Source organism: Rubrobacter sp. M3-4 (assembly GCF_059772285.1).
Genome location: NZ_JCBAJP010000002.1, coordinates 171,477 through 191,917 on the forward strand (window position 1 = coordinate 171,477; position 20,441 = coordinate 191,917).

Below are 20,441 nucleotides of genomic sequence, written 5' to 3' on the forward strand. Positions count from 1 at the left end.
GCGATGCTGCGGGTGGAGTTCCTCGGGACGGGAGGTGCGATCACCACGCCGCGCCCCCTGTGCCGCTGCCGGGTGTGCGAGGAGGCGCGGTTGAAGGGCGTCCCCTACAGCAGGATGGGCCCCGCGCTCTACCTGCACGGTCCCGACCTGCTCGTCGACACGCCCGAAGAGATAAAGCTCGAGCTCGAGCGCTCGCGCGTCGAGCGGGTGGGCCGCTGCATCTACTCCCACTGGCATCCGGACCACGTGATGGGCCGCCGCCTCTTCGAGACGATGAACCAGGACTGGCTCGGACGCCCGCCGGAGAGCGGGCTCACCGAGGTCTACCTGCCGGAGAAGGTCGCCCGCGACTTCCGCAGGTATCTGGGGAGCTGGGAGCACCTCTCCTTCCTTGAGGACGTCTACGGGGTGGTGCGGCTGATAGAGCTCGCGGAAGGTGAAAAAATCGAGACGAACGGGTTTCGCATCACCCCGATAGAGCTGGCGGAAGACGGGGTCTACGCCTTCCTGGTCGAGGAGGGGGAACGCCGCGCCCTCGTCGCACCGGACGAGCTGAAGGGCTGGGACCCACCGGAGCCGGTGCGGGGGTTGGACCTGGCGGTCTTGCCGAAGGGGCTGGCGGAGTTCGATCCTCTGACGGGAGAGCGGCACATCCCCGAGGGTCACCCGGTGCTCAAGATAGAGGCCACCTTCGAGGAGACGCTCGGCATCGTGCGCAGGCTCGGAGCGAGGCGCACCGTGCTCACCCACATCGAGGAGATGGACGGGCTCTCCTACGGCGATCTGCTCGAGGTGGAGGAGAAGTTGCGCGGCGAGGGGATGAACCTCACCTTCGCCTACGATACCCTGCTCTTGGACGCCTGGGAGGAGGAAGATTGAAGACCTTGGGCTACGAGAACCTGCGGCTCGAGATAGACGGCGGGGTGCTGCGCGTCCTGCTCGACCGGCCGCGGGTGCACAACGCTCTGAACCCGGCACTGATCGGGGAGATTACCTCCTGCTTCGAGGAGGCCGCACGGGACGAGGAGGTGCGCGTCGTCGTGCTCTCCGGGGAGGGGAGATCCTTCTGCGCCGGGGCCGACGTTGGCTACATGCGCCAGACCGCCCGCTTCTCCCACGAGGAGAACGTAGAGGACGCGAGGCGTCTCGCCGCGATGTACCGGGCGATAGACCGCTGCCCCAAACCGGTCGTCGGGCGCGTCTTCGGGGCCGTGGTCGGCGGCGGGTGCGGGCTCGTCGCCTCCTGCGACTTGGTCGTCGCGGCTGAGGATGCCTGGTTCGCCTTCACCGAGGTGAGGCTCGGGATCTCCCCGGCGACGATCGCCCCGTTCGTGGTGCGCAAGATCGGCATCTCCCACGCCAGGGAGCTCTTCCTGAGCGGCTCCCGCTTCGACGCGGGAAGGGCCCGGGAGATCGGGCTCGTACACGAGGTGTCCTCCGCGGAGGCTCTCGACGAGGCGACGGAGCGGGCCGTCTCCCGGCTTCTCAAAGGGGGGCCCAGGGCCCTCGCGGCGACCAAGGAGCTCCTGCGCGAGCTCGAGGAGCATCCGGAGGAGGCGACCGAGAGGATGGCGGGCTGGATCGCCCGGCTGCGCGGGGGAGAGGAGGGGCAGGAAGGGCTCGGTGCTTTCCTGGAGAAACGCGAGCCCGCGTGGAGGGAGGAGGTGAGCCGTTGAACCCGCCGTTCGAGAAGCTGCTCGTCGCCAACCGGGGCGAGATCGCCGTGCGCGTCATCCGGGCCTGTCGGGAGCTCGGTATCAGGACCGTGGCGGTCTATTCGGAGGCCGATGCCGGCTCCCTGCACCGGCGGCTCGCCGACGAGTCGTACCCGATAGGCCCCGCTCCGGCGACCGAGAGCTACCTGAACATAGGGCGCATCGCCGACGTGATCCGCAAGAGCGGCGCCGACGCCGTGCACCCGGGCTACGGCTTCCTCTCCGAGAACGCCGCTTTCGCCCGGGCGGTCGAGGAGGCGGGGGCGGTCTGGGTCGGGCCGCCGCCGGAGGCGATGGAGGCGATGGCCCTCAAGACCCGGGCGAAGGAGCTCGCGCAGCGGGCCGGGGTTCCGACGGTGCCGGGCTTCATGGACCCGGACGCCGACGACGAGAAGCTCGCCGGGGCGGCCCGCGAGATCGGGTACCCCGTCCTGATCAAAGCCTCCGCCGGCGGCGGTGGGCGCGGGATGCGTGCCGTCGCGGACCCGAAGGAGTTCCCGGAGGCGGTGCAGAGCGCCCGCAGGGAGGCCGCCTCGGCTTTCGGGGACGGCTCGGTCTTCCTGGAGAAGCTCATAGAGCGCCCGCGGCACATCGAGGTGCAGGTGATCGGCGACAAGCACGGCAACGTCATCCACCTCTACGAGAGGGAGTGTTCGATCCAGCGCCGCCACCAGAAGATCGTCGAGGAGGCCCCATCCCCGGCGCTCGACGCGCAGAAGCGCGAGGAGGTCTGCGCCGCGGCCGTCCGGCTCGCCCGCGAGGCGGGTTACCACAACGCGGGCACCGTGGAGTTCCTCTTCGACGGGGAGAACTTCTACTTCCTGGAGGTGAACGCCCGGCTGCAGGTCGAGCACCCGGTGACCGAGTTCGTGACCGGGATGGACCTTCTGCACCTGCAGATCGCCGTCGCCGCCGGAGAGCGCCTCCCGGTCTCCCAGGAGGAGATCACGCTGCGCGGCTCGGCGATAGAGGCCCGCGTCTACGCCGAGGACGAGGCCGGATTGCCCTCGGGGGGCGAGCTGCTCGCCTGCGAGCTTCCCGAAGGCCCGGGCATCCGCAACGACGCGGGGTTCGAGGCCGGGGACGTGGTGCCGCTCAACTACGACCCGATGCTCGCCAAGCTCATCGTCTGGGCTCCGGACCGCAGGCGGGCCGTGAGGAGGCTGCGCCGGGCGCTCGCGGACTACACGATCCTGGGGCCCGCCTCGAACCTGCCGCTGCTGAGGAGGATAGCCGCGGAGCCGGATTTCCTCTCCGGGGAGACCCACGTCTCTTTCCTGGAGGAGCACGGGCTCACCGGTGCGCCCACCGGGCCGCGCCGGGTGCCCGAGGAGGCCGTCCTGCTCGCGGCCGCCGCCGAGACGTCTTCTCCTCGTGGCGGCGTCGATCCTTTCGATTCCGGTCCCTGGCGCGGCGGGGGCTGGGAGCTGCGCTACCTGCTCGAAGGGGAGGAGCGCAGGGTCGGGGTGCGGCGTGCCGCGGGTGGGGCGCTGCGGGTCGAGTCGGACGGGAAGGTGAGCCTCCTGGAGGAGGTGCGCGTCGCTGAGGGACGCATCAGCGCCTCCTGTGACGGGAAGATCCTTCGGGGCAGCTTCGCGCAGGACGGCGGCGCGCTCTTCGTCTCCCTGGAGGGGGAGAGCTACCGGTTCGTACGGCCGGAACCGCTCCGGGCGGACGGCGGGGGCGGGACCGGCGCTTCCGGCCGTACCAGCCTCACCGCCCCGATGCCGGGCACGGTGATCAAGGTGTTCGCCGCCGAGGGCGAAGAGGTCGTTGAAGGGCAGCCGCTGCTGGTGCTCGAGGCGATGAAGACCGAGCAGACGGTCTCCGCCCCGTACGCCGGCAGGGTGAAGAGGATCCCGTTCTCTGAGGGTGAGGTCGTCCCGGGAGGGGCGGTGCTGGCGGAGATGGAGCGGGAAGGGGGTTGACCCGGCCGGCGCGCTGGTATCCTTTGTAGGGAGCGTGGTCGCCGGAAGAGGATGCCGGGGCGTCGGGGATCGGACGTGAACCCGGGATCCGGTGTAGAAAGGGTGAGAGCGACTTGGGCGGTCCGGAAGAGAAAGCGCGGCTGCTCTCCCTCACGGACATCCTCGAGCCTCTCTCCCGGCGGGAGGTCGAGGAGCTCGGCCGCCGCCTGCAGGACGTAGCGCTGGAGAGGGGGGAGGTCCTCTACTCCCCCGGCCAGCGGAGCGAGGCGCTCTTCATCCTCCGGCGGGGGAGGATGAGGGTCTACAGGATGGTCGGCAGCCGCGAGCTGACGCTGGCGGTGGTCAGGGAGGGGACCGTCTTCGGGGAGATCCCGCTCACCGCCCAACGCGTACACGGCTCCTTCGCCGAGGCCGCCGAGCCGTCGGAGATCAGCGTGCTCGGCAGGGATGATCTCAAGGAGCTCATCCTCTCTCACCCGGAGGTTGGACTTCGCCTGGTCGAGTTGCTGGGCGAGAGGCTGGGGACGCAGGAGGAGCGCCTCGCGGAGATCGCGCTCAAAGACGTGCCTTCCCGGCTGGCGAGTTCCATCCTGCGGCTGGTCGAGGGGGAGGGGGTCGTCAAGGGCGGCGTCTACGAGGTCGCGACACCCTATACCCACAGGGAGCTGGCCGCGATGATAGGGGCGAACCGGGAGGCCGTCACCAACGCGCTCGGCGACCTGCGACGCGCCGGGATGATAGAGGTGCGCCGCAGGCGTATCCGGGTGAAGGACCTCCCGGCGCTGGGACGCGTCGCCGGGTGGCTCCCACAGGATCTCCCGTGAGTTGCATCGGGTGTTCTTCCCCCGCTGCGGAGCGCACCGTGTTGTATCCCCGGATACGTGAATTATGGAATTCCTGAGGCATAATATGAGGGCGTCGACCCCCTTTGAGATTCGCGTCGTCGCAACGCCCGAGCCGGTGCGTCCGGCGTCCCGCCTCGAGAGGAGATGAGGCGGGACGCCGGACCTCTCCGGTACGTATCTCGGAAGAGAGGGTAGAGGTGGAGGTCATGAGTCTTCCGCGACTTCGTCGCTGCGAGGGTTATCTGATCCTGGACGGGACCATCAGGGACGCGGTGGAGTTGCTCGATCTCGCGCTCGCCAGGACGCGGGCCTCACGCGGTCGTGACGAACGTCTGACGGAGGAGGTCACGGAGATCCTGCTCGACGCGCGGGAGAGGCTGCTCGCCGTCGCGGGAGGGAGGGATGCGAGCGGAACGGACGGCCGCATCGCGAAAGCCGACGATGAAAGAGAGGCGGTGACCGCGAGGAACTAGTTGATCCGGCGCCAGCTCTCTGCTAGCTTGCCTGCGAGTGCGAGTGGCGGGAGAGGAGGACCGGTACACATGGTGAGCAGGAAGCCTTCGGTCGGTCAGGTAGAGGAGATCGGAGGCCGCTTCGGGCTGCATCTGGAGAGGGAAGACGCGGCCTCTTTCGCGGCGTTGATGGAGGCGACGCTCTCCACCTCGTACCGCAGGCTCGACGAGCTGGCCGAGCCCGTACGCCGGGTGAAGTACCCCAGGAGCGGCGGCCACCGCCCCGACCCCGCGGAGAATCCTCTCGGGGCCTGGTACTACAGGTGCTCGATAAAAGGCGTCGGGAGCGGCCCCCTCTATGGGAAGCGTCTCGCGATAAAGGACAACGTCTGCGTCGCCGGGGTGCCGATGATGAACGGATCGGCCACGCTCGAGGGGTACGTCCCCGAGTTCGACGCGACCATCGTCACCCGCATCCTGGACGCCGGGGGTGAGATAGCGGGCAAGGCCGTCTGCGAGCACCTTTGCTTCTCCGGGGGGAGCCACACCTCGGACACGGGACCCGTGCGAAACCCCCACGACCACGCCCGCTCGGCGGGCGGTTCGTCGAGCGGGAGCGCGGCGCTGGTCGCCGCCGGAGAGGTGGACATGGCGATCGGCGGGGACCAGGGAGGCTCTATACGCATCCCCTCCTGCTGGTGCGGGACCTACGGCCTCAAGCCCACCTACGGGCTGGTCCCCTACACCGGGATCTTCCCGATAGAGCTCACCCTCGACCACACCGGCCCCATCGCCGCCAGCGTCCACGACGTGGCGTTGCTCCTCGCGGTGGTCGCCGGGGAGGACGGGCTCGACCCGCGCCAGAGGAACGTGCGGGTCGGGGACTATCTGGGAGCTCTGGAGAGGGGCGTGGAGGGCCTGCGGGTGGGCGTCGTCGAGGAGGGGTTCGGCCTACCCGGCCTCTCCGAGGAAGACGTGGACGAGACGGTGCGGAGCGCGGCGCAGAGGTTCAGCGAGCTCGGGGCGGAGGTGCGCCGGATCTCCATCCCGATGCACCGCGACGGGATCCACATCTGGAACGGTATCGCCATCGAGGGAGCGACCGAGCTCATGGTAAAGGGCAACGCGCTCGGCACCAACTGGTCCGGTCACTACCCGACCTCGCTGCTCGAGGTCTACGGGCGGGGCAGGCGGCTGCTTGCGGACGAACTCTCCGAGACCGTCAAGCTCACGATGCTCCTCGGTGAGTACGTGCGCGAGCGCTACGGAGGGCGCTACTACGCGAGGGCGCAGAACCTGGCGCGCAGGCTCAGGGCCGCCTACGACGCGGCGCTCGGGGAGGTGGACCTGCTCCTGATGCCGACGCTCCCGATGAAGGCGACGGAGATACCCGCTCCGGACGCCCCGCGCGAGGAGATCATAGCCCGGGGGCTCGAGATGATCCCGAACACCGCCCCCTTCGACGTGAGCTGGCACCCGGCGATGAACGTTCCCTGCGGGGTTTCGGAGGGGTTGCCCGTGGGCATGATGCTCGTAGGCCGGAGGTGGGACGAGGAGACCGTGCTGCGCGCCGCGCGGGCGTTCGAGAAGAGCGGGGCCTACACGCCCCCCTCGCGCTAGACGGAGCCCGGTGCGATCCCCTTGAAGCGCCGCATGTTCTCGGTGATCGCGACCTCCGTCGGCAGCCGCTCCACGCTGGAGGCCCCGAAGAAGCCGACGACCCCGCTGGTGTTCTCGAGCACGTAGGCCGCATCCTCGGGGGTGGCGATCGGGCCGCCGTGGCAGAGGACGAGCACCTCCTCGTTCACCTCCTTCGCCGCGTCGTGCATCGCCTGCACCCTGCGGGCTGCCTCCTCGATCGAGAGCGCGGTCTTCGCCCCGATCGTCCCGGAGGTGGTGAGCCCCATGTGAGGGACCAAAACGTCCGCCCCGGCGGCGGCCATCCTGCGCGCCTGCTCTTCGTCGAAGACGTAGGGCGCGGTCAGGAGGTCGAGTTCGTGGGCCTCCCGGATCATCTCGATCTCGAGCTCGAAACCCATCCCGGTCTCTTCCAGGTTCTGCCGGAAGTTGCCGTCGAAAAGCCCGACGGTGGGGAAGTTCTGCACCCCGGAGAAACCCATCTCCCTGAGCTGCTTCAGGAAGCCTGGCATGAGCCTGAACGGGTCGGTGCCGCAGACCCCCGCGAGGACCGGCGTGTCCTTCACCACCGGTAGCACCTCGGAGGCCATCTCGACGACTATCGCGTTGGCGTCCCCGTAGGGCAGAAGCCCGGCGAGCGAACCGCGCCCGGCCATCCGGTAACGCCCGGAGTTGTAGATGATGATCAGATCCGCCCCGCCCGCCTCGGCGCACTTGGCCGAGAGTCCGGTGCCGGCCCCGGCCCCTATGATGGGCCTGCCGCGCTCAACCTCTTTCCGCAGCCGTGCGAGCGCCTCTTCTCTTTTCATCTTGTCTCCTTCTGCTCTTCATTCCTCCACGACCTGTAATTTTGGTCCAGCTTCTCGGCCATCTCTCGCGCGAGAGCGGGGTCGTTTATGTCGGCCTCGCTCTCGACGACCTCGACGTTCCCGGAGAGGTTCTCCAGCAGGGCCTCGAAGAGCGCCCCGTCGGCCTCGGGGTCGTGGAAGGGCTGCCCCTCGCGGTCGATGGCGGAGAGTCCGCCGCGCGGGACGAACAGGGTCGTCGGGCCCCGCGCTGCGCTCAACTTGCGGGCGATCGTCCTGCCGAGCTCGGCGCACTCTTCGGGGGTCGTGCGCATCAGGGTGACCGTGGGGTTGTGCTCGTAGAGCCTCCTGTTCCGGAAGCGCTCCGGCACCGTCTCCCTGGGCCCGAAGTTGACCATGTCCAAGGCGCCCAGAGAGACGACCTGCGGCAGCCCGAGCTCGCCCGCCGCCTGCAGCCGGTCGGGGCCCGCGGAGAGCACCCCGCCGACTAGCTCGTCGGCGAGCTCGGTGGTGGTCAGGTCCAGAACGCCGGTGATGAAGCCGTCGCGCATCAGGGCCTCCATCGAGCGCCCGCCGGTCCCGGTGGCGTGGAAGACCAGGACCTCGTAGCCCAGCTCCTCGAGCCGCTCCCGGGCCGCCTCGACCGCGGGCGTCGTCACCCCGAACATCGTTGCCCCGACGAGCGGGCGGTCTTCGCCGGTCCCCTGCGGAGTTTCCGCGCGCGCCATGCCCGCCGCCGCAGCCGCGGCGTTGGTGAGTATGCGGGCGGAGAGGCGGTTGATCCCGGAGATGTCCACGACCGAGTACATCATCGTTACGTCCGACGCCCCGACGTAGGGGCGGGTGTCGCCGGAGGCCATCGTGGAGACCATGATCTTCGGTACGCCCACCGGCAGGCTTCGCATCGCACCCGTCACGAGCGAGGTGCCTCCGGAGCCTCCGAGCCCGAGCACCGCGTCGAGCCGCCCCTCCTCGTGGAGCCTGTGCACGATCTCTCCGGCCCCGCGCGACATCGTCCCGACGGCCGCACCGCGATCTCCCGCCTCGGCCAGCGTCTCTATGCTGGTCCCAGCGGCCCGGGCCACCTCCTCGCGGGGGATGTCCGGGGACGTCTTCGGCTCGCCGAGCACCCCGGCGTCCACCAGGATCACGTCCACCCCGAGTTCCCGCAGCCGCTCGCGCAGGAAAGCGTACTCCTCTCCCTTGGTGTCCAGCGTTCCCACGAGAACCACCGTCGCCATCCACCCTCCTCTTCCCGTCGTGTGGTCCGCGTCAGTATATCCCTGCTTTCATGGTGTATCTTGCCGCTGAACGATGGGTCAGCATCCTGTGATATAAGTTCAGGGGGAGTCCGGGTGAGAGGAGTGAATCCGATGCGCCACATAGAAGTCGTGGAGGTGGGACCACGCGACGGCTTGCAGAACGAGAAGACCGTGCTGCGTCCGCAGATACGCGCCGAGCTATGCGAGCGGCTGGTCTCCGCCGGCGTGCGCCGGATAGAGGCGGCGAGCTTCGTCAACGAGGATCTGGTACCGCAGATGGCCGGGGCCGAGGAGGTCTTCTCCTCGCTGGTGCGTGAGCCCGGCGTACTCTACTGCGGGCTGGTTCTGAACGAGCGTGGTTACGAGCGGGCACTCGGTGCGGGTGTCGACGAGGTTCGCTACGCCCTGCCGGTGACCGAATCGTTCGCCAGGCACAACCAGAACACCACCGTCGAGGAAGCGCTCGACCTCGCGCTCCATCTGGTGGAGCGGGCCCGGCTCGACGGGGTGAGGGTCTCGGTGACCCTCTCCGTAGCCTTCGGGTGTCCTTTCGAGGGCACCGTGCCGCAGGAGCGGGTCGTGGAGCTCGCGCGCGAGGTGGCGGCCGCCGGGCCGGACGAGCTGGTGCTCGCCGATACCATAGGCGTCGCCGCGCCCGCGCAGGTGAGGGCCCTGCTCGGGGAGGTCCTGGGCCTCGGTCCCGTCGTCGGGTGCCACTTCCACAACACCCGCAACACCGGGTACGCCAACGCGCTGGCCGCGGTGGAGGCCGGGGTCTCGGTGCTCGATTCCTCGATCGGGGGCGTCGGTGGCTGCCCGTTCGCGCCGGGCGCGACCGGCAACATAGCCACCGAGGACCTCGCGTACCTCCTGCAGAGGATGGGGTACGAGACCGGGCTGGACCTCGAGCGTCTGATCTCCTGTGCCGGCTGGCTCTCGGTGCACCTGGGCAGGGAGCTTCCCGGGCAGCTCTACAGGGCCGGTGCCTTCGCCCGGGCCGCGGGGTAGCCTCCCGTGCCGGATGTTCTGGTCGTCGGCTCGATAAACCAGGACTTCGTGCTCCGGGTCGAGCGCCGGCCGCAACCCGGGGAGACGGTCACCGGCGCCGAGCTCTCCCTGCACGGTGGGGGCAAGGGTGCCAACCAGGCCGCAGCCGCTGCCCTGCTCGGCGCGCGGGTCGCCTTCCTCGGCCGCGTGGGCGACGACGCCTTCGGGAAGGAGCTCGTCCGGGAGCTGGGGGAGACCGGGGTTGACACGAGCCTGGTCTCTTCCGCGGAGGGCGTTCACACCGGCACGGCGTTCATAACCGTCACCCCGGACGGGGAGAACGCCATCACGGTGGCCCCCGGTGCGAACCGTGTCCTGAGCCCCACCGATGTGGACCTGGCCTGGCGACGTCTCGGCGGGCTCTCGGTCGTCGTCTGCCAGATGGAGATACCCTTCGCCTGCGTCGAGCAGGCGGCCCGCCTCGCCCGGAAGAGCGGGGCCAGGTTCGTGCTCAACCTGGCCCCGCCGTCCCGTATCCCGGAAGACCTGCTGCGCTCGACCGACGTCCTCGTCGTCAACGAGCACGAGGCGGCCTTCCTGCTCGGGCGCGAGGTCGAGAGCGTCGGAGGAGCTTCGCGGGCGGCCGGAGAACTCCTCGCCCGCGGTCCCGGTTCCGCGGTGGTGACGCTCGGCGCCTCGGGGGCGGTCGTGGCCGCCCCCGGTGATGTACGCCACGTCCCGGCCCCCCGGGTGGAGGCGGTGGACACCACCGCGGCCGGCGACGCCTTCGTCGGGGCGCTCGCCGCCCGCATCGCTGCGGACGACACGCTGGAGGAGGCGGTCTCCTACGCGGTTGCCGCGGGGGCCATCACCGTCACCCGGCCCGGGGCTAGAAGCGCGCTGCCTTCATCGTCCGAGGTGATCTCGCTCGCATCCGGGGGATGAGCCTGCGGAGGGAGGTGGGTATGTTCTCGAAACAGGGGACGGCGAGCCGCGCCGTCTATCCTCAGCGGCGCTTTCTGCGGCGCAGGCCGCTCACCCGGGCGTCGTAGCCGCGCACCGCGTCCACGAACGCCCCCGGCCCTTCTGCGGGGGAGGGTGTGGGTCTCAGGGAGGGGTAGGTTCCCTCGTGGTAGACGAGCGGTCCTTTGCGCACATCGCCGAGCCTCACCCCCACGACGCGCCCCAGGAAGAGGTCGTGGTCGCCTCCGGGGTAGACCGCTTCTATCTCGCACTCTATCGCGGCGAGCGCCCCGGCTGCCAGGGGAGCGCCGGTCGAGCCGTAACCGCCGCCGAGTGAGTTCACGGCCTGAAGCCCGCTCGATCTCTCCGGGGAGGCGAACAGCCTCGAGAGGCCCTCCTGGTCGTCGGCCAGGAGGTTCAGGGCGTAGTAGCCCTCCTCCTGCAGACGGTCGTGGATCCTGGCCTGCCGGTTCACGCTCACCAGCATGAGGGGAGGGTCGAGGGAGACCGAGATCACCGCGTTCGCCGTCATCCCTTCGGCCCGCTCTCCGCGACCGGTGGTGAGTACGGTGACGCCCGTGGGGAAGTGGCGCATCGCCTCACGCAGCGAGGAACCCTCCGGGGGAAGGATCTCCCAGAGTGGGTCTTCTCTCTTCCTGCTTCCAGGATCGTTTCCCTGGGACAATGGCTCTCCGATCTTCGTTTGCTGGTTCGAGGCTACCGCGCGCTTCCGTCCTCCGCAAGAGGAGTTCGCCCGGGGGACTCACCGTACCACCACAGCGCGACCGTCTCCGGGTCCGAGCCGTACCAGCGTCCCAGGCCCACGTGGTGGAAGACGCCATCGAGCATTATCCTCTTTGAACCGGGCAGGAAGGCGCAGGAGATGGGGATCACTCCGTCCCCGCTGACCCGACCATCGTCGGTCACACGCTCGTAGCGCCGGCGCGCCCGGAAGGACTTCGAGCCGTCGGCCGCGACCCCGACGACGGAGACGTAGTCTATACCTGCGGTTTTGTGCAGCGCCCCCGGGAAGAGCCGGTTGACCTCCGCGATCGTCGCCAGGCCCCTCTTGTCGGCCACCACGTGCGGGCAGCCGAGCGTGACGAGGCGCGAGACCCTGCGGTGTCCCGAGTAACGTCTTCCCCCGTAGGGATGATCCCCGCCGATGTAGACCCGACACGCTATGCCCCCGGCCGAGTGCCCGACGAGGGTGACCCTCTCCGCCCCGGTCTCCAGCAAGGCCCGATCTACCGTCCGGCCGATCGCGAAGACCAGCTGGCCGAAGCCCCGGAAAGCGCCCATCATCCAGTCGAGCGGCGTCATCGGCACCACGTAGACCGGCGAGCCCGAGACCTCCCGGAGCGCCCGGGCCAGGGGTTTGTACCTCCACGGCCACGACATGAACCCACCGACCACGACTATCGGATCTCCGCTCATACCGTACGGAGTATATACGTTGGTTTGTGGGCTTTCTCTCCCCCTAAGGGTGAAGCACGGCCTGCAACCCGTCCAGGACGAACTGCACGGCCAGCGCCGCGAGCAGCACCCCGAGTATCCGCGAGATCACGTCCGAACCAGTCTCGCCGAACAGGCGCATCACCCTCGGCGCCAGGAGCAAGGACCCCAGGACAAGGGCGAGCACGAGCGTGAGCACGCCGAGGAAGGCCGCCGTCTCCAGCAGGCTACGCCCTCCCGTGTAGAGGAGAACGGTCGTTATGGCTCCCGGACCGGCGATGAGAGGGATGGCGAGGGGGAAGACCGAGATATCGCTCTTTATCACCTGCCCTTCCTGGTCCTGGCTCTGGGACGGGTGGCCCAGGGGATGCCCGAAGACCATGTCGAGCGCGGTCAAAAACAGCAGGATGCCACCAGCTATCCTGAAGGCCGGCATGCCTATCCCCAGCGCCGCGAGCAGCCCGTCTCCGATGAAAGCGAAGACGAAGAGTATGGCCGCGCCGAGAAGCGTTCCCCGTACGGCGGCTTGTCGCCTGTAGCCTTCGGGCGCACCACGGGTGAGCGCGGCGAAGACCGGCGCGAGTCCGAGCGGGTCGACCACCACCAGAAGTGTCACGAGAGAGTTGAAGATAAGCGCGAGCATACCACGGCGATTATATCCCCGATCCGGGTGCTCTCTGCCACCCCGATTAGGACGGGAGCCGTGATCGCGGGGAGACCGAGCGCGTAGTTGCCGCCGGTGCTGCTGGCTATCGCCGACCGGTCAGCCGTCGTGCCTCTCGTACGCTCCGGGCTCTTCGGGCCACCGCCCGAAGTGTTCCACGTAGCGGTACAGACGGTCGAGCGGCAGGAGCGGGATGTCGTACCTCCGTGCGAGCCTCTCTATCCAGGCGGCCCGCCTCCCAGCCGGATCGTACCTTTCGGGACGGCCGAGCTTGCCGAGCGCGAGGGGCTTTGCGTACTGTGCCCTCCAGTAGTGTCTGCCGTGGTAGACGCGTCCCCACCCCAGATACACGCAGAAGTAGGTGTCCCTGAACCTCTCCCCGATCTCGTTGTAGGCGTAGATGCCGCACACGCACTCGCGCGCCGGTGAGGTGTGAGGCGTGAGGAGCACCCCCGCCTCTTCGGGGACGAGCGCCGGCATGAGCGGGCGCAGGGCGCTCAGGAGCTTCTCCAGCGGGTAGGGGCGGCAGGTGGCCACCGCCACCTCGCCGGGGGCTATCGCACCCTGACCACGCCCGAGCCTCAACTCCGGCTCGGCGTGGGACCGCGGGACCCCGACGTGTCGGACGCCGAGGACGGGTATCCTGGAGGTCATCGCCGGGTTTGCTTCAGGAGGCGTTCTTCTGCGGTTCCTCCTCGGGCTGTTGCTCCGGCTCGGGGAGCAGGATGGTCCCCAGCTCCTCCTCCGGCTCTATGTTTTCCTCGCGTTCCCGCTCCTTCTGCTTCATCTTTCCTTCCTTTCCGCCTCCTCCACTTCAGGATAACGCCGCCGGACTCCACGTGCCGGACAGCGAGCGTGCCCGGTGCGCGAGCTCCTCTTCAAGGGGGGACCGCAGCGCGCCGTAGCGCCGTTCGACCTCCCGCACGAGGGCCCGGCTCACCTCCGCGGCGCCCACGGGGAGATCTCCGATGCTTCCCGGCCTGAAGGGGAGGCCGAGCGCCCCGTAGAAGGCTTCCAGGACCGGGACGAGCTCCCGCGTGCGTTCGACCAGGATCAGCGCCTCCACCCGTGCGGCGTGCCGGGTCACCCTCTGGGCCAGACCCGCGACCTTCTTGCCGCCCGGGTCCCCTACCCTGACGGAGTATTCGCCGGGGCAGAACGCCCCCTCGACCTCACCGGTCTCCGCCGCGATCCCGAGGCGACGCAGCGCGCCGACGATGAGGGAGGAAAGCTCCGCGTAGCGCTCGTAGAGCCCGCTGCGCAGGTCTTCCACGGCGTACGTGATCGAGAAGGAGAGCGTCCCCTCGTTCGCGGCGACGGCCCCGCCCCCGGAGTTGCGCACGAGCGTGGGGAACCCCAGAGCCGATGCGGTCTTGACGGCCGCGGCGAAACCTTCCCTGCGGGCCTCGGGACGGGTGGCGGCGACGAAGGGACCGGAGGACCAGAGGAGGGCCGTCGGAGGGCGTCTTCCTGCGCCCACATCTTCGAGGATTGCCTGCTGCAGCCCAAACCCTTCTTCCGGGGTCTCGAGCCGACCGGCGGCGATGATCTCCATCCTGCTCCTCTCTTCTTCCGGTGCTCCGGCTCTTTGCTGAAGGTTGCGTTCTCCTCCGGTGCTAAGATAGCAGCCTGTGACGATGCGGAGGATCACAGCGGAGCCGTCGTGAAGGTCGTGGCGCTCGCAGGGGGGGTCGGCGGGGCGAAGCTCGCCTCGGGCTTGCAGGCGGTTCTCACCCCGGGAGAGCTCACCGTCGTGGTCAACACCGCCGACGACTTCTGGCTGTGGGGCCTTCGCATCTGCCCGGACCTCGACACCGTGATGTACACCCTCGCCGGGATCGCCAACCCCGAGACCGGCTGGGGCGTGATGGACGATACGTTCTGTGCGCTGGGTATGCTCTCCCGTTACGGGGAGGACGCCTGGTTCAGGGTCGGTGATAGAGACCTCGCTACCCACGTGCTGCGCACGAGCCTGCTGCGCGAAGGGGAGAGGCTCACGCAGGTGACCGCCCGCCTCGCTGCCGCGCTCGGCGTGCCCGGCCGAATCCTGCCGATGTGCGACGAGCCGGTCTCGACGCTGCTCTACACGTCCGCCGGGAAGCTCGAGTTCCAGGAGTACTTCGTCCGACGCGCCCAAAAGGACGAGGTGCTCGGGGTGGAGCTGCGCGGCATCGGGGAGGCCCGGGCGAGCCGGGAGGTTGAGGATGCCATCTCGGCGGCGGACGCCGTCGTGATATGCCCTTCCAACCCGGTGGTGAGCATCGGGCCCATCCTGTCCGTGCCCGGTATGCGGCGTGCTCTCACGGAGAGCGGTGCGCCGAAGGTGGCCGTGAGCCCGCTCGTCGGGGGCCGGGCGCTGAAGGGTCCCGCCGACAGGATGATGTCCTCGCTGGGCAGGGAGGCCTCGGCGCTCGGCGTCGCGCGGGAGTACGAGGGGGTGGTGGGGGGGATGGTGGTAGATCGGGCCGACGAGAGGGAGCGGGCCGGTATAGAAGATCTCGGGATGGAGGTTCTCGTCACGGATGCCGTGATGCGCTCGGAGGAGGATCGCGCGAGGCTCGCCGGGGAGGTACTCGACTTCTGCGGGAGTTTGCGCGCGTGAAGCCGATCTTCGCCGCGGTACCCGTCAAGGACTTACGCGAAACGAAGAGCCGGCTCGGTGGCGTGCTGCCGGCGGAGAAGCGGGCCGCCCTGACGTTGAGGACCCTGCGGCGGGTCCTCGGCGCCCTGCGAGGGGCTGAGATCGGGCCGGTCTGCGTCGTGAGTCCGGACGAGGGGGTGCTCGGGGTCGCAGGGGAAGAGGGTGCCCACCCCCTGCACCAGAGGAGCGCAGGCCTGAACCCGGCGCTCGAGGAGGCGCGGGCGTGGGCGCTCTCCGGGGGCGCCGGCTCCCTGCTCGTGCTCCCCTCCGATCTTCCCTTGTTGCAGCCGGACGATGTCGGGGTTTTGCTCCGATCCGCCGGGAGGGCTCCGGTCGTCATCGCCCCGGACCGCGCGCGCACCGGCACCAACGCGCTGTTGCTCCGCCCTCCGGATGCCATGCCGTTCGCGTTCGGGGAGGGTAGCTTCGCCCGGCATCTTCGTCTCGCGCGGGGGAGGGGGCTTCCCGTCGAGGTCTGCGAGCGCCCGAACTTCTCCTTCGACCTCGATACCGCGGCGGATCTGGAGCGGCTGGTCTCTTGAGCGGCATCTCCATAATCCCGGTAGAAGGGCTCCCGGAGATCCACCCCGGCGACGATCTCGCCGCCCTGCTCTGCGCGGCCGTACGAGACGAGATCACGCCGGGGGACATCCTCGTCGTCACGCACAAGGTGGTGAGCAAGGCCGAGGGACGGCTGCTCGACCTGCGAACCGTCGAGCCCTCGCCACTGGCGAAGAGCTTCGCCGCCGAGCACGGCAAAGATCCCCGCCAGATCGAGGCGGTCCTGCGCGAGAGCCGGCGCATCGTCCGGATGGACCGCGGGCTCATCATCTCCGAGACCCGCCACGGCTTCGTCTGCGCCAACGCCGGGGTCGATGCCTCGAACGTCCCCGGAGAGGAAGTCGTATGCCTGCTCCCCCTCGACCCCGATGCCTCTGCCGCCCGGATCCGTCACCGGATCGCCGAGCGTACCGCCATCGACGTCCCGGTCATCGTCTCGGATTCCTTCGGCCGGCCCTGGAGGAACGGCATAACCAACGTCGCCATCGGCCTCTCCGGGATGAAGCCCTTCTCGGACTACCGGGGCCACCGCGACCCCTACGGCTACGAACTCTCCGCCAGCGTCCTCGCCTCCGCCGACGAGATCGCCGCCGCCGCCGAGCTCGTGATGGGGAAGACCGCCGCCGTGCCCGCAGCCCTGGTGCGCGGCTTCCCGTACACGCCGGGCGAAGGCGCCGCCTCCGAGATGGTCATGGACCCCGGCAGAGACCTCTTCAGATAGAAATTTTCCGAATCCGACAAAATTTATCGTGTTTTTTATTGACGGCCGGGGGTTCGTAGCCTAGTATTTTTCGCGTGAGATACGGAGCCGAAGAGCGGAGCACTCCTCTGGTGGCTGGGGGGCCGGGTTTGCGGCGAATGCGCGGGCGATGTAGCGTTCGCGGCTGAGACCGCATCGCTCCGGCAGGTTTCTTTCAGTCGACACCCAAGCACTGCCTTTGTAGGGAGGATTTCTATGCCTGAAGCGCGGGTATCCAAGCAGACGAGCCCGGTTTTGGACCGTGAGGAGCTGTTGCGGGAGGGGGGCGAACTCGAAGGCGAGAGTCCCCAGCGGGTGCTGCGCTGGGCTGCCGAGAGGTTCGGAGAGAGGCTCGCGCTATCGGTGTCTTTCGGTGGGGCCGAGGGGATCGTACTTCTGGACATGCTCTCCAGGATCACGGAGTCTGCCACGGTCTTTACGCTGGATACCGGCTTTCTCTTCGAAGAGACCGTCAGGTTCAGGGAAGAGACGATGTCGCGCTATCCCTCTCTGCGCCTGGAGGTGGTGAGGCCCGAGCTCTCCGTGGAGGAGCAGGTCGCGCGCTACGGGGAGAGGATGAGGAGCTGTTCGCCGGACCTCTGCTGCCAGATAAGGAAGGTCGAGCCGCAGAAGAGGTTCCTCGAGAACTACGACGCGTGGGTCAGCGGGATAAGGCGGGATCAGACGCCATTCAGGGCCGACACCCCGGTGGTGGGGTGGGACGAGTTCTTCGGGGTGGTGAAGATCTCGCCGCTCGCGGCCTGGAGCCGGGATGAGGTGATGCGGTACGTCGAGGAGCATGATCTGCCGCTCAACCCGCTTCTCGGCAGGGGGTACAGGAGCATAGGGTGTGCTCCGCAGACCCGCCCCGTCTCCGAAGGTGAGGATGAGCGGGCGGGCAGGTGGCCCGGGATGGAGAAGACCGAGTGCGGGATACACATCGTCAACGGGAAGGTGCGCCGTGCGGATTCTTAGGGAGAACGAGAGGCTCAACGATGTCGAGCGGTGGAAGCTCGAGCGCCATCCGCTCGACGTGCGCGAGGCCGTGCTCGAGGTCTACTCGAAGAAGGGTGTTGGGGCCATAGATGAGATCCCCGGCGAACACGAACGCTTGAAGTGGGTCGGGATCTACCCGCAGAACCAGGGCGGCAACAACTTCATGCAGCGCATAAAGGTGCCCGGGGGCAGGCTCACGCCCGAGCAGGCGAAGGTCATAGGGCGCATCGCGCAGGATTTCGCCACCGGGCCCGAACCCAACCCCCACTTCGGCAACAATTTCCTGGATATCACCACCCGCCAGGACATCCAGATGCACTGGCTCCAGATAGAGGAGATCCCCGAGATCTGGCGCCGTCTGGAGGAGGTGGGGATGACCACCGTGCAGGCGTGCGGGGACTCGGCACGCAACGTGGTCTGCTGCCCGGTCTCCGGGCTCGATCGGGAGGAGGCCTTCGACGCCTACCCGGTCGCACGGGCGATAACCGACTTCTTCGTCGGGAACCGGGAGTATGCCAACCTGCCGCGCAAGTTCAAGATGAGCGTGACCGGCTGCGTCGAGGACTGCGCGCAGGCGGAGATAAACGACATCGGGATGGTCCCGGCGCGGCTGGAGGACGGCACGCTCGGGTTCAACGTGCGCGTCGGAGGAGGGCTCGGGGACGGGCCGAGGATGGCCTCCGACATAGACGTGTTCGTCAGGCCCGAGGACGCGGTCGAGGTGGCGCGCGGCATCGCCCAGCTCTTCGGGGAGCTCGGCAACCGCGAGAACCGCTGGACCTGCCGGATGCGCTACCTGGTGCAGGAGCTCGGCCCCGAGCGCTTCCGGGAGGAGCTCGAGAGCCGGGTCGCCTTCGAGCTCGAGCCGGCCGGGGAGGAGCTGACGAAGAGATACCGGGGCGACCACCTGGGCGTGCACGAGCAGAAGGACGGGTGCTACTACGTCGGCCTCAACGTCGTCGTGGGTCGGATGAGAGGGGAGGATCTCGAGGAGGCCGGGCGGCTCGCGGAGGAGTACGGGAGGGATATCCGGCTCGCCAACGACCAGAACCTCATCATCACCGGCGTACCGGAGGAGAGGCTGGAGGAACTTCTCGAGGAGAAGCTCCTCCAGCGCTACTCACCGGACCCCAAACCCTTCGAGCGCGGGGTCGTCGCCTGCACCGGGAGCGAATTCTGCCGGTTCGCGATCGTGGAGACCAAGATCCGGGCCGTCGAGTGGGCGCGCGAGATGGATCGACGCTTCGGCGATGGGGTCGGGCAGGACGTGATCCGGATGCATTTCTCCGGGTGCGCGGCCTCCTGCGCCCAGCCCCAGATCGCGGACATCGGCTTTCGGGGAGAGACCGCCAAGACGGAGGACGGTATCGTCGAGGGGGTGGACATCGGCCTCGGCGGTTCTCTCGGGGCGGATGCAGCCTTTATAGACTGGGTCGAAGGGGCCAGGCCGGCGGACGGGGTTCCCGAGGCCCTCGAGCGTCTGCTGCGGCGCTTCCAGCAGGAGCGGCGTGGGGGCGAGCGCTTCCACCAGTGGGCCCGCAGGAAACCCAACGCCGAGCTCAGGGCGATCATCCGGGGGGAGGCTGGCTGAAAGGATGGCCGGGTTCGACATCCGGGAGATGATGAACGACATCGATGAGGCTCCCGGGAAGGTCTGGTTCTGGGATCTTGAGAAAGCGGTCATAGACGCCGACCGCTGCGTGCAGTGCGGGGCGTGCGTGGCCGCCTGCCCCTCGGATTCCATCGGTATCGCGGAGGACGATCTGCCCAGGCTGGTCAAGATGTGCACCGGCTGCTCGCTGTGCTGGGACTTCTGCCCCCGCGGCGGGATGCGCCACGAGGCGATCTGGAAGATAACCGGCGTGGATGACGGCATCGACGGGCTCGGGCGCGTCGAGGAGAGCTACACCGCCCGGCTCAGGGAGGACGTCCCCGGCGTGCAGGACGGCGGGGTGGTCACCGCGATCCTCACCTCGCTGCTCGAGGATGGCGAGATAGACGGGGTGCTCCTCGCGCGCGAGAGCGAGACCGAGCCCTGGAAGGGGGAGGCGTTCCTCGCCCGCACCCCGGAGGAGGTCCGCGAGTGCGCCGGCAGCTTCTACAACCAGACGCTCGCGCTCGGGCACCTTGACTTCAAGGGTTATGATCTTCCGCCCAACCCGAGGATAGCCGTGGTCGGGACCCCGTGCGAGATAGAGGGCATAAAGGCCATGCAGGCCAGGCCCTGGAACTGGGGGTCCTCGCGGGTCGAGGCCGTCGTGCTGACGATAGCGCTCTTGTGCACCAAGAGCTTCAACTACGAGAAGCTCATGCTGCAGGAGATAAGCGAGGAACGCGGCATAGACCTCGACGAGGTGGGGCGGGTCGATGTGATCCGGGGCAAGCTCATCCTGCAGGACCACGCGGGCGAGACGATCCTCGAGGAGTCCATAAAGCACTTCCACGGCGCGGCGCTCAAAGGCTGCGACGAGTGCGCCGACTTCATGGGGCGGGCCGCCGACATCTCCGTCGGGAGCGTCGGGAGCGCCGACGGGTACTCCTCGGTGCTCATCCGCAGCGAGGAGGGGCTCGAGGCCTTCGAGCATGCCCGGGAGAAGCTCGAGCTGCGCGAGCTTGACAAGCCGGAGGCTTTGTATAAGCTGAACGAATTGGACAAGAGAATCGCGTTCGAGAGCCTCAAACGCGCCTTCGACCCGGATGCTCCCCTGTTCATCGACTACGAGGAGCACCTGAATGGTTATGCGGGGACCGACCGTGCACCGGTCGAGCACGACGCGGTGAGGTACTGA

21 protein-coding genes are annotated in these 20,441 nt (G+C 68.5%); 14 read left to right on the forward strand and 7 right to left on the reverse strand.

Annotation, left to right across the window (positions count from 1 at the left end):
• Nucleotides 1-3: 3 nt before the first annotated feature.
• From AC6EKW_RS03125 to AC6EKW_RS03150, 6 genes are all read left to right on the forward strand, one after another.
• The gene (locus AC6EKW_RS03125) at nt 4-879 is read left to right on the forward strand and encodes an MBL fold metallo-hydrolase (protein WP_498513672.1); all 876 of its coding nucleotides are present in this window, start codon (nt 4-6) and stop codon (nt 877-879) included.
• A complete protein-coding gene (locus AC6EKW_RS03130) occupies nt 876-1,676 on the forward strand; it encodes an enoyl-CoA hydratase-related protein (protein ID WP_498513673.1) in 801 nt (266 codons plus the stop codon). Before AC6EKW_RS03125 ends, AC6EKW_RS03130 begins: the two co-directional genes overlap by 4 nt.
• Nucleotides 1,673-3,643: an acetyl/propionyl/methylcrotonyl-CoA carboxylase subunit alpha gene (locus AC6EKW_RS03135; protein WP_498513674.1), complete on the forward strand. Its 1,971-nt coding sequence runs from the start codon at nt 1,673-1,675 to the stop codon at nt 3,641-3,643. The genes AC6EKW_RS03130 and AC6EKW_RS03135 overlap by 4 nt, the downstream gene beginning before the upstream one ends.
• Before the next feature lie 113 nt (nt 3,644-3,756).
• Entirely contained in the window at nt 3,757-4,467 is a 711-nt protein-coding gene (locus AC6EKW_RS03140) for a Crp/Fnr family transcriptional regulator (RefSeq protein ID WP_273886922.1), read from the forward strand.
• 227 nt (nt 4,468-4,694) lie between these two features.
• Entirely contained in the window at nt 4,695-4,961 is a 267-nt protein-coding gene (locus tag AC6EKW_RS03145; protein ID WP_498513675.1) for a hypothetical protein, read from the forward strand.
• A 69-nt stretch (nt 4,962-5,030) separates the two neighbouring features.
• Nucleotides 5,031-6,560: an amidase gene (locus AC6EKW_RS03150; protein ID WP_498513676.1), complete on the forward strand. Its 1,530-nt coding sequence runs from the start codon at nt 5,031-5,033 to the stop codon at nt 6,558-6,560.
• Here the strand turns inward: AC6EKW_RS03150 and AC6EKW_RS03155 are convergent.
• The gene (locus AC6EKW_RS03155; RefSeq protein ID WP_273886926.1) at nt 6,557-7,387 is read right to left on the reverse strand and encodes a phosphoenolpyruvate hydrolase family protein; all 831 of its coding nucleotides are present in this window, start codon (nt 7,385-7,387) and stop codon (nt 6,557-6,559) included. The genes AC6EKW_RS03150 and AC6EKW_RS03155 overlap by 4 nt on opposite strands.
• Nucleotides 7,384-8,625: a Tm-1-like ATP-binding domain-containing protein gene (locus tag AC6EKW_RS03160; RefSeq protein ID WP_498513677.1), complete on the reverse strand. Its 1,242-nt coding sequence runs from the start codon at nt 8,623-8,625 to the stop codon at nt 7,384-7,386. Before AC6EKW_RS03160 ends, AC6EKW_RS03155 begins: the two co-directional genes overlap by 4 nt.
• Before the next feature lie 132 nt (nt 8,626-8,757).
• Here AC6EKW_RS03160 and AC6EKW_RS03165 point away from each other — a divergent pair, with 132 nt between their 5' ends.
• Nucleotides 8,758-9,654 (forward strand): hydroxymethylglutaryl-CoA lyase, encoded by an 897-nt coding sequence (locus AC6EKW_RS03165; RefSeq protein ID WP_498513678.1) that lies wholly within the window; start codon nt 8,758-8,760, stop codon nt 9,652-9,654.
• 6 nt (nt 9,655-9,660) lie between these two features.
• Nucleotides 9,661-10,578, forward strand: a complete 918-nt coding sequence (rbsK, locus tag AC6EKW_RS03170) for a ribokinase (protein WP_273886929.1) — start codon at nt 9,661-9,663, stop codon at nt 10,576-10,578.
• A 61-nt stretch (nt 10,579-10,639) separates the two neighbouring features.
• Here rbsK and AC6EKW_RS03175 read toward each other — a convergent pair whose 3' ends face one another.
• From AC6EKW_RS03175 to AC6EKW_RS03195, 5 genes are all read right to left on the reverse strand, one after another.
• Nucleotides 10,640-11,281 carry a flavin reductase family protein gene (locus AC6EKW_RS03175; protein WP_498513679.1) on the reverse strand — a complete coding sequence of 214 codons (642 nt, stop codon included), beginning with the start codon at nt 11,279-11,281 and terminating at the stop codon, nt 10,640-10,642.
• Between the two features lie 32 nt (nt 11,282-11,313).
• Complete coding sequence (locus tag AC6EKW_RS03180; RefSeq protein ID WP_498513680.1) at nt 11,314-12,033, reverse strand: esterase/lipase family protein; 720 nt, start codon at nt 12,031-12,033, stop codon at nt 11,314-11,316.
• Between the two features lie 43 nt (nt 12,034-12,076).
• A complete protein-coding gene (locus AC6EKW_RS03185; protein ID WP_498513681.1) occupies nt 12,077-12,694 on the reverse strand; it encodes a MarC family protein in 618 nt (205 codons plus the stop codon).
• A 120-nt stretch (nt 12,695-12,814) separates the two neighbouring features.
• Entirely contained in the window at nt 12,815-13,369 is a 555-nt protein-coding gene (locus tag AC6EKW_RS03190; RefSeq protein WP_498513682.1) for a hypothetical protein, read from the reverse strand.
• Between the two features lie 160 nt (nt 13,370-13,529).
• A complete protein-coding gene (locus AC6EKW_RS03195) occupies nt 13,530-14,270 on the reverse strand; it encodes a lipoate--protein ligase family protein (protein ID WP_498513683.1) in 741 nt (246 codons plus the stop codon).
• A 33-nt stretch (nt 14,271-14,303) separates the two neighbouring features.
• On the opposite strand from AC6EKW_RS03195, the gene cofD reads away from it, so the two are divergent.
• The 6 genes from cofD to AC6EKW_RS03225 all read left to right on the forward strand — a co-directional run bounded on the left by cofD (nt 14,304) and on the right by AC6EKW_RS03225 (nt 20,441).
• The gene (cofD, locus tag AC6EKW_RS03200; RefSeq protein WP_498513684.1) at nt 14,304-15,317 is read left to right on the forward strand and encodes a 2-phospho-L-lactate transferase; all 1,014 of its coding nucleotides are present in this window, start codon (nt 14,304-14,306) and stop codon (nt 15,315-15,317) included.
• A complete protein-coding gene (gene cofC, locus AC6EKW_RS03205; RefSeq protein ID WP_273886937.1) occupies nt 15,314-15,898 on the forward strand; it encodes a 2-phospho-L-lactate guanylyltransferase in 585 nt (194 codons plus the stop codon). Before cofD ends, cofC begins: the two co-directional genes overlap by 4 nt.
• A 5-nt stretch (nt 15,899-15,903) precedes the next feature.
• Nucleotides 15,904-16,638 (forward strand): coenzyme F420-0:L-glutamate ligase, encoded by a 735-nt coding sequence (cofE, locus tag AC6EKW_RS03210; RefSeq protein WP_498513751.1) that lies wholly within the window; start codon nt 15,904-15,906, stop codon nt 16,636-16,638.
• Between the two features lie 234 nt (nt 16,639-16,872).
• Nucleotides 16,873-17,631: a phosphoadenylyl-sulfate reductase gene (locus tag AC6EKW_RS03215; protein WP_498513685.1), complete on the forward strand. Its 759-nt coding sequence runs from the start codon at nt 16,873-16,875 to the stop codon at nt 17,629-17,631.
• Nucleotides 17,618-19,243 carry a nitrite/sulfite reductase gene (locus tag AC6EKW_RS03220; RefSeq protein WP_498513686.1) on the forward strand — a complete coding sequence of 542 codons (1,626 nt, stop codon included), beginning with the start codon at nt 17,618-17,620 and terminating at the stop codon, nt 19,241-19,243. The genes AC6EKW_RS03215 and AC6EKW_RS03220 overlap by 14 nt, the downstream gene beginning before the upstream one ends.
• Before the next feature lie 4 nt (nt 19,244-19,247).
• Entirely contained in the window at nt 19,248-20,441 is a 1,194-nt protein-coding gene (locus AC6EKW_RS03225; RefSeq protein WP_498513687.1) for a Coenzyme F420 hydrogenase/dehydrogenase, beta subunit C-terminal domain, read from the forward strand.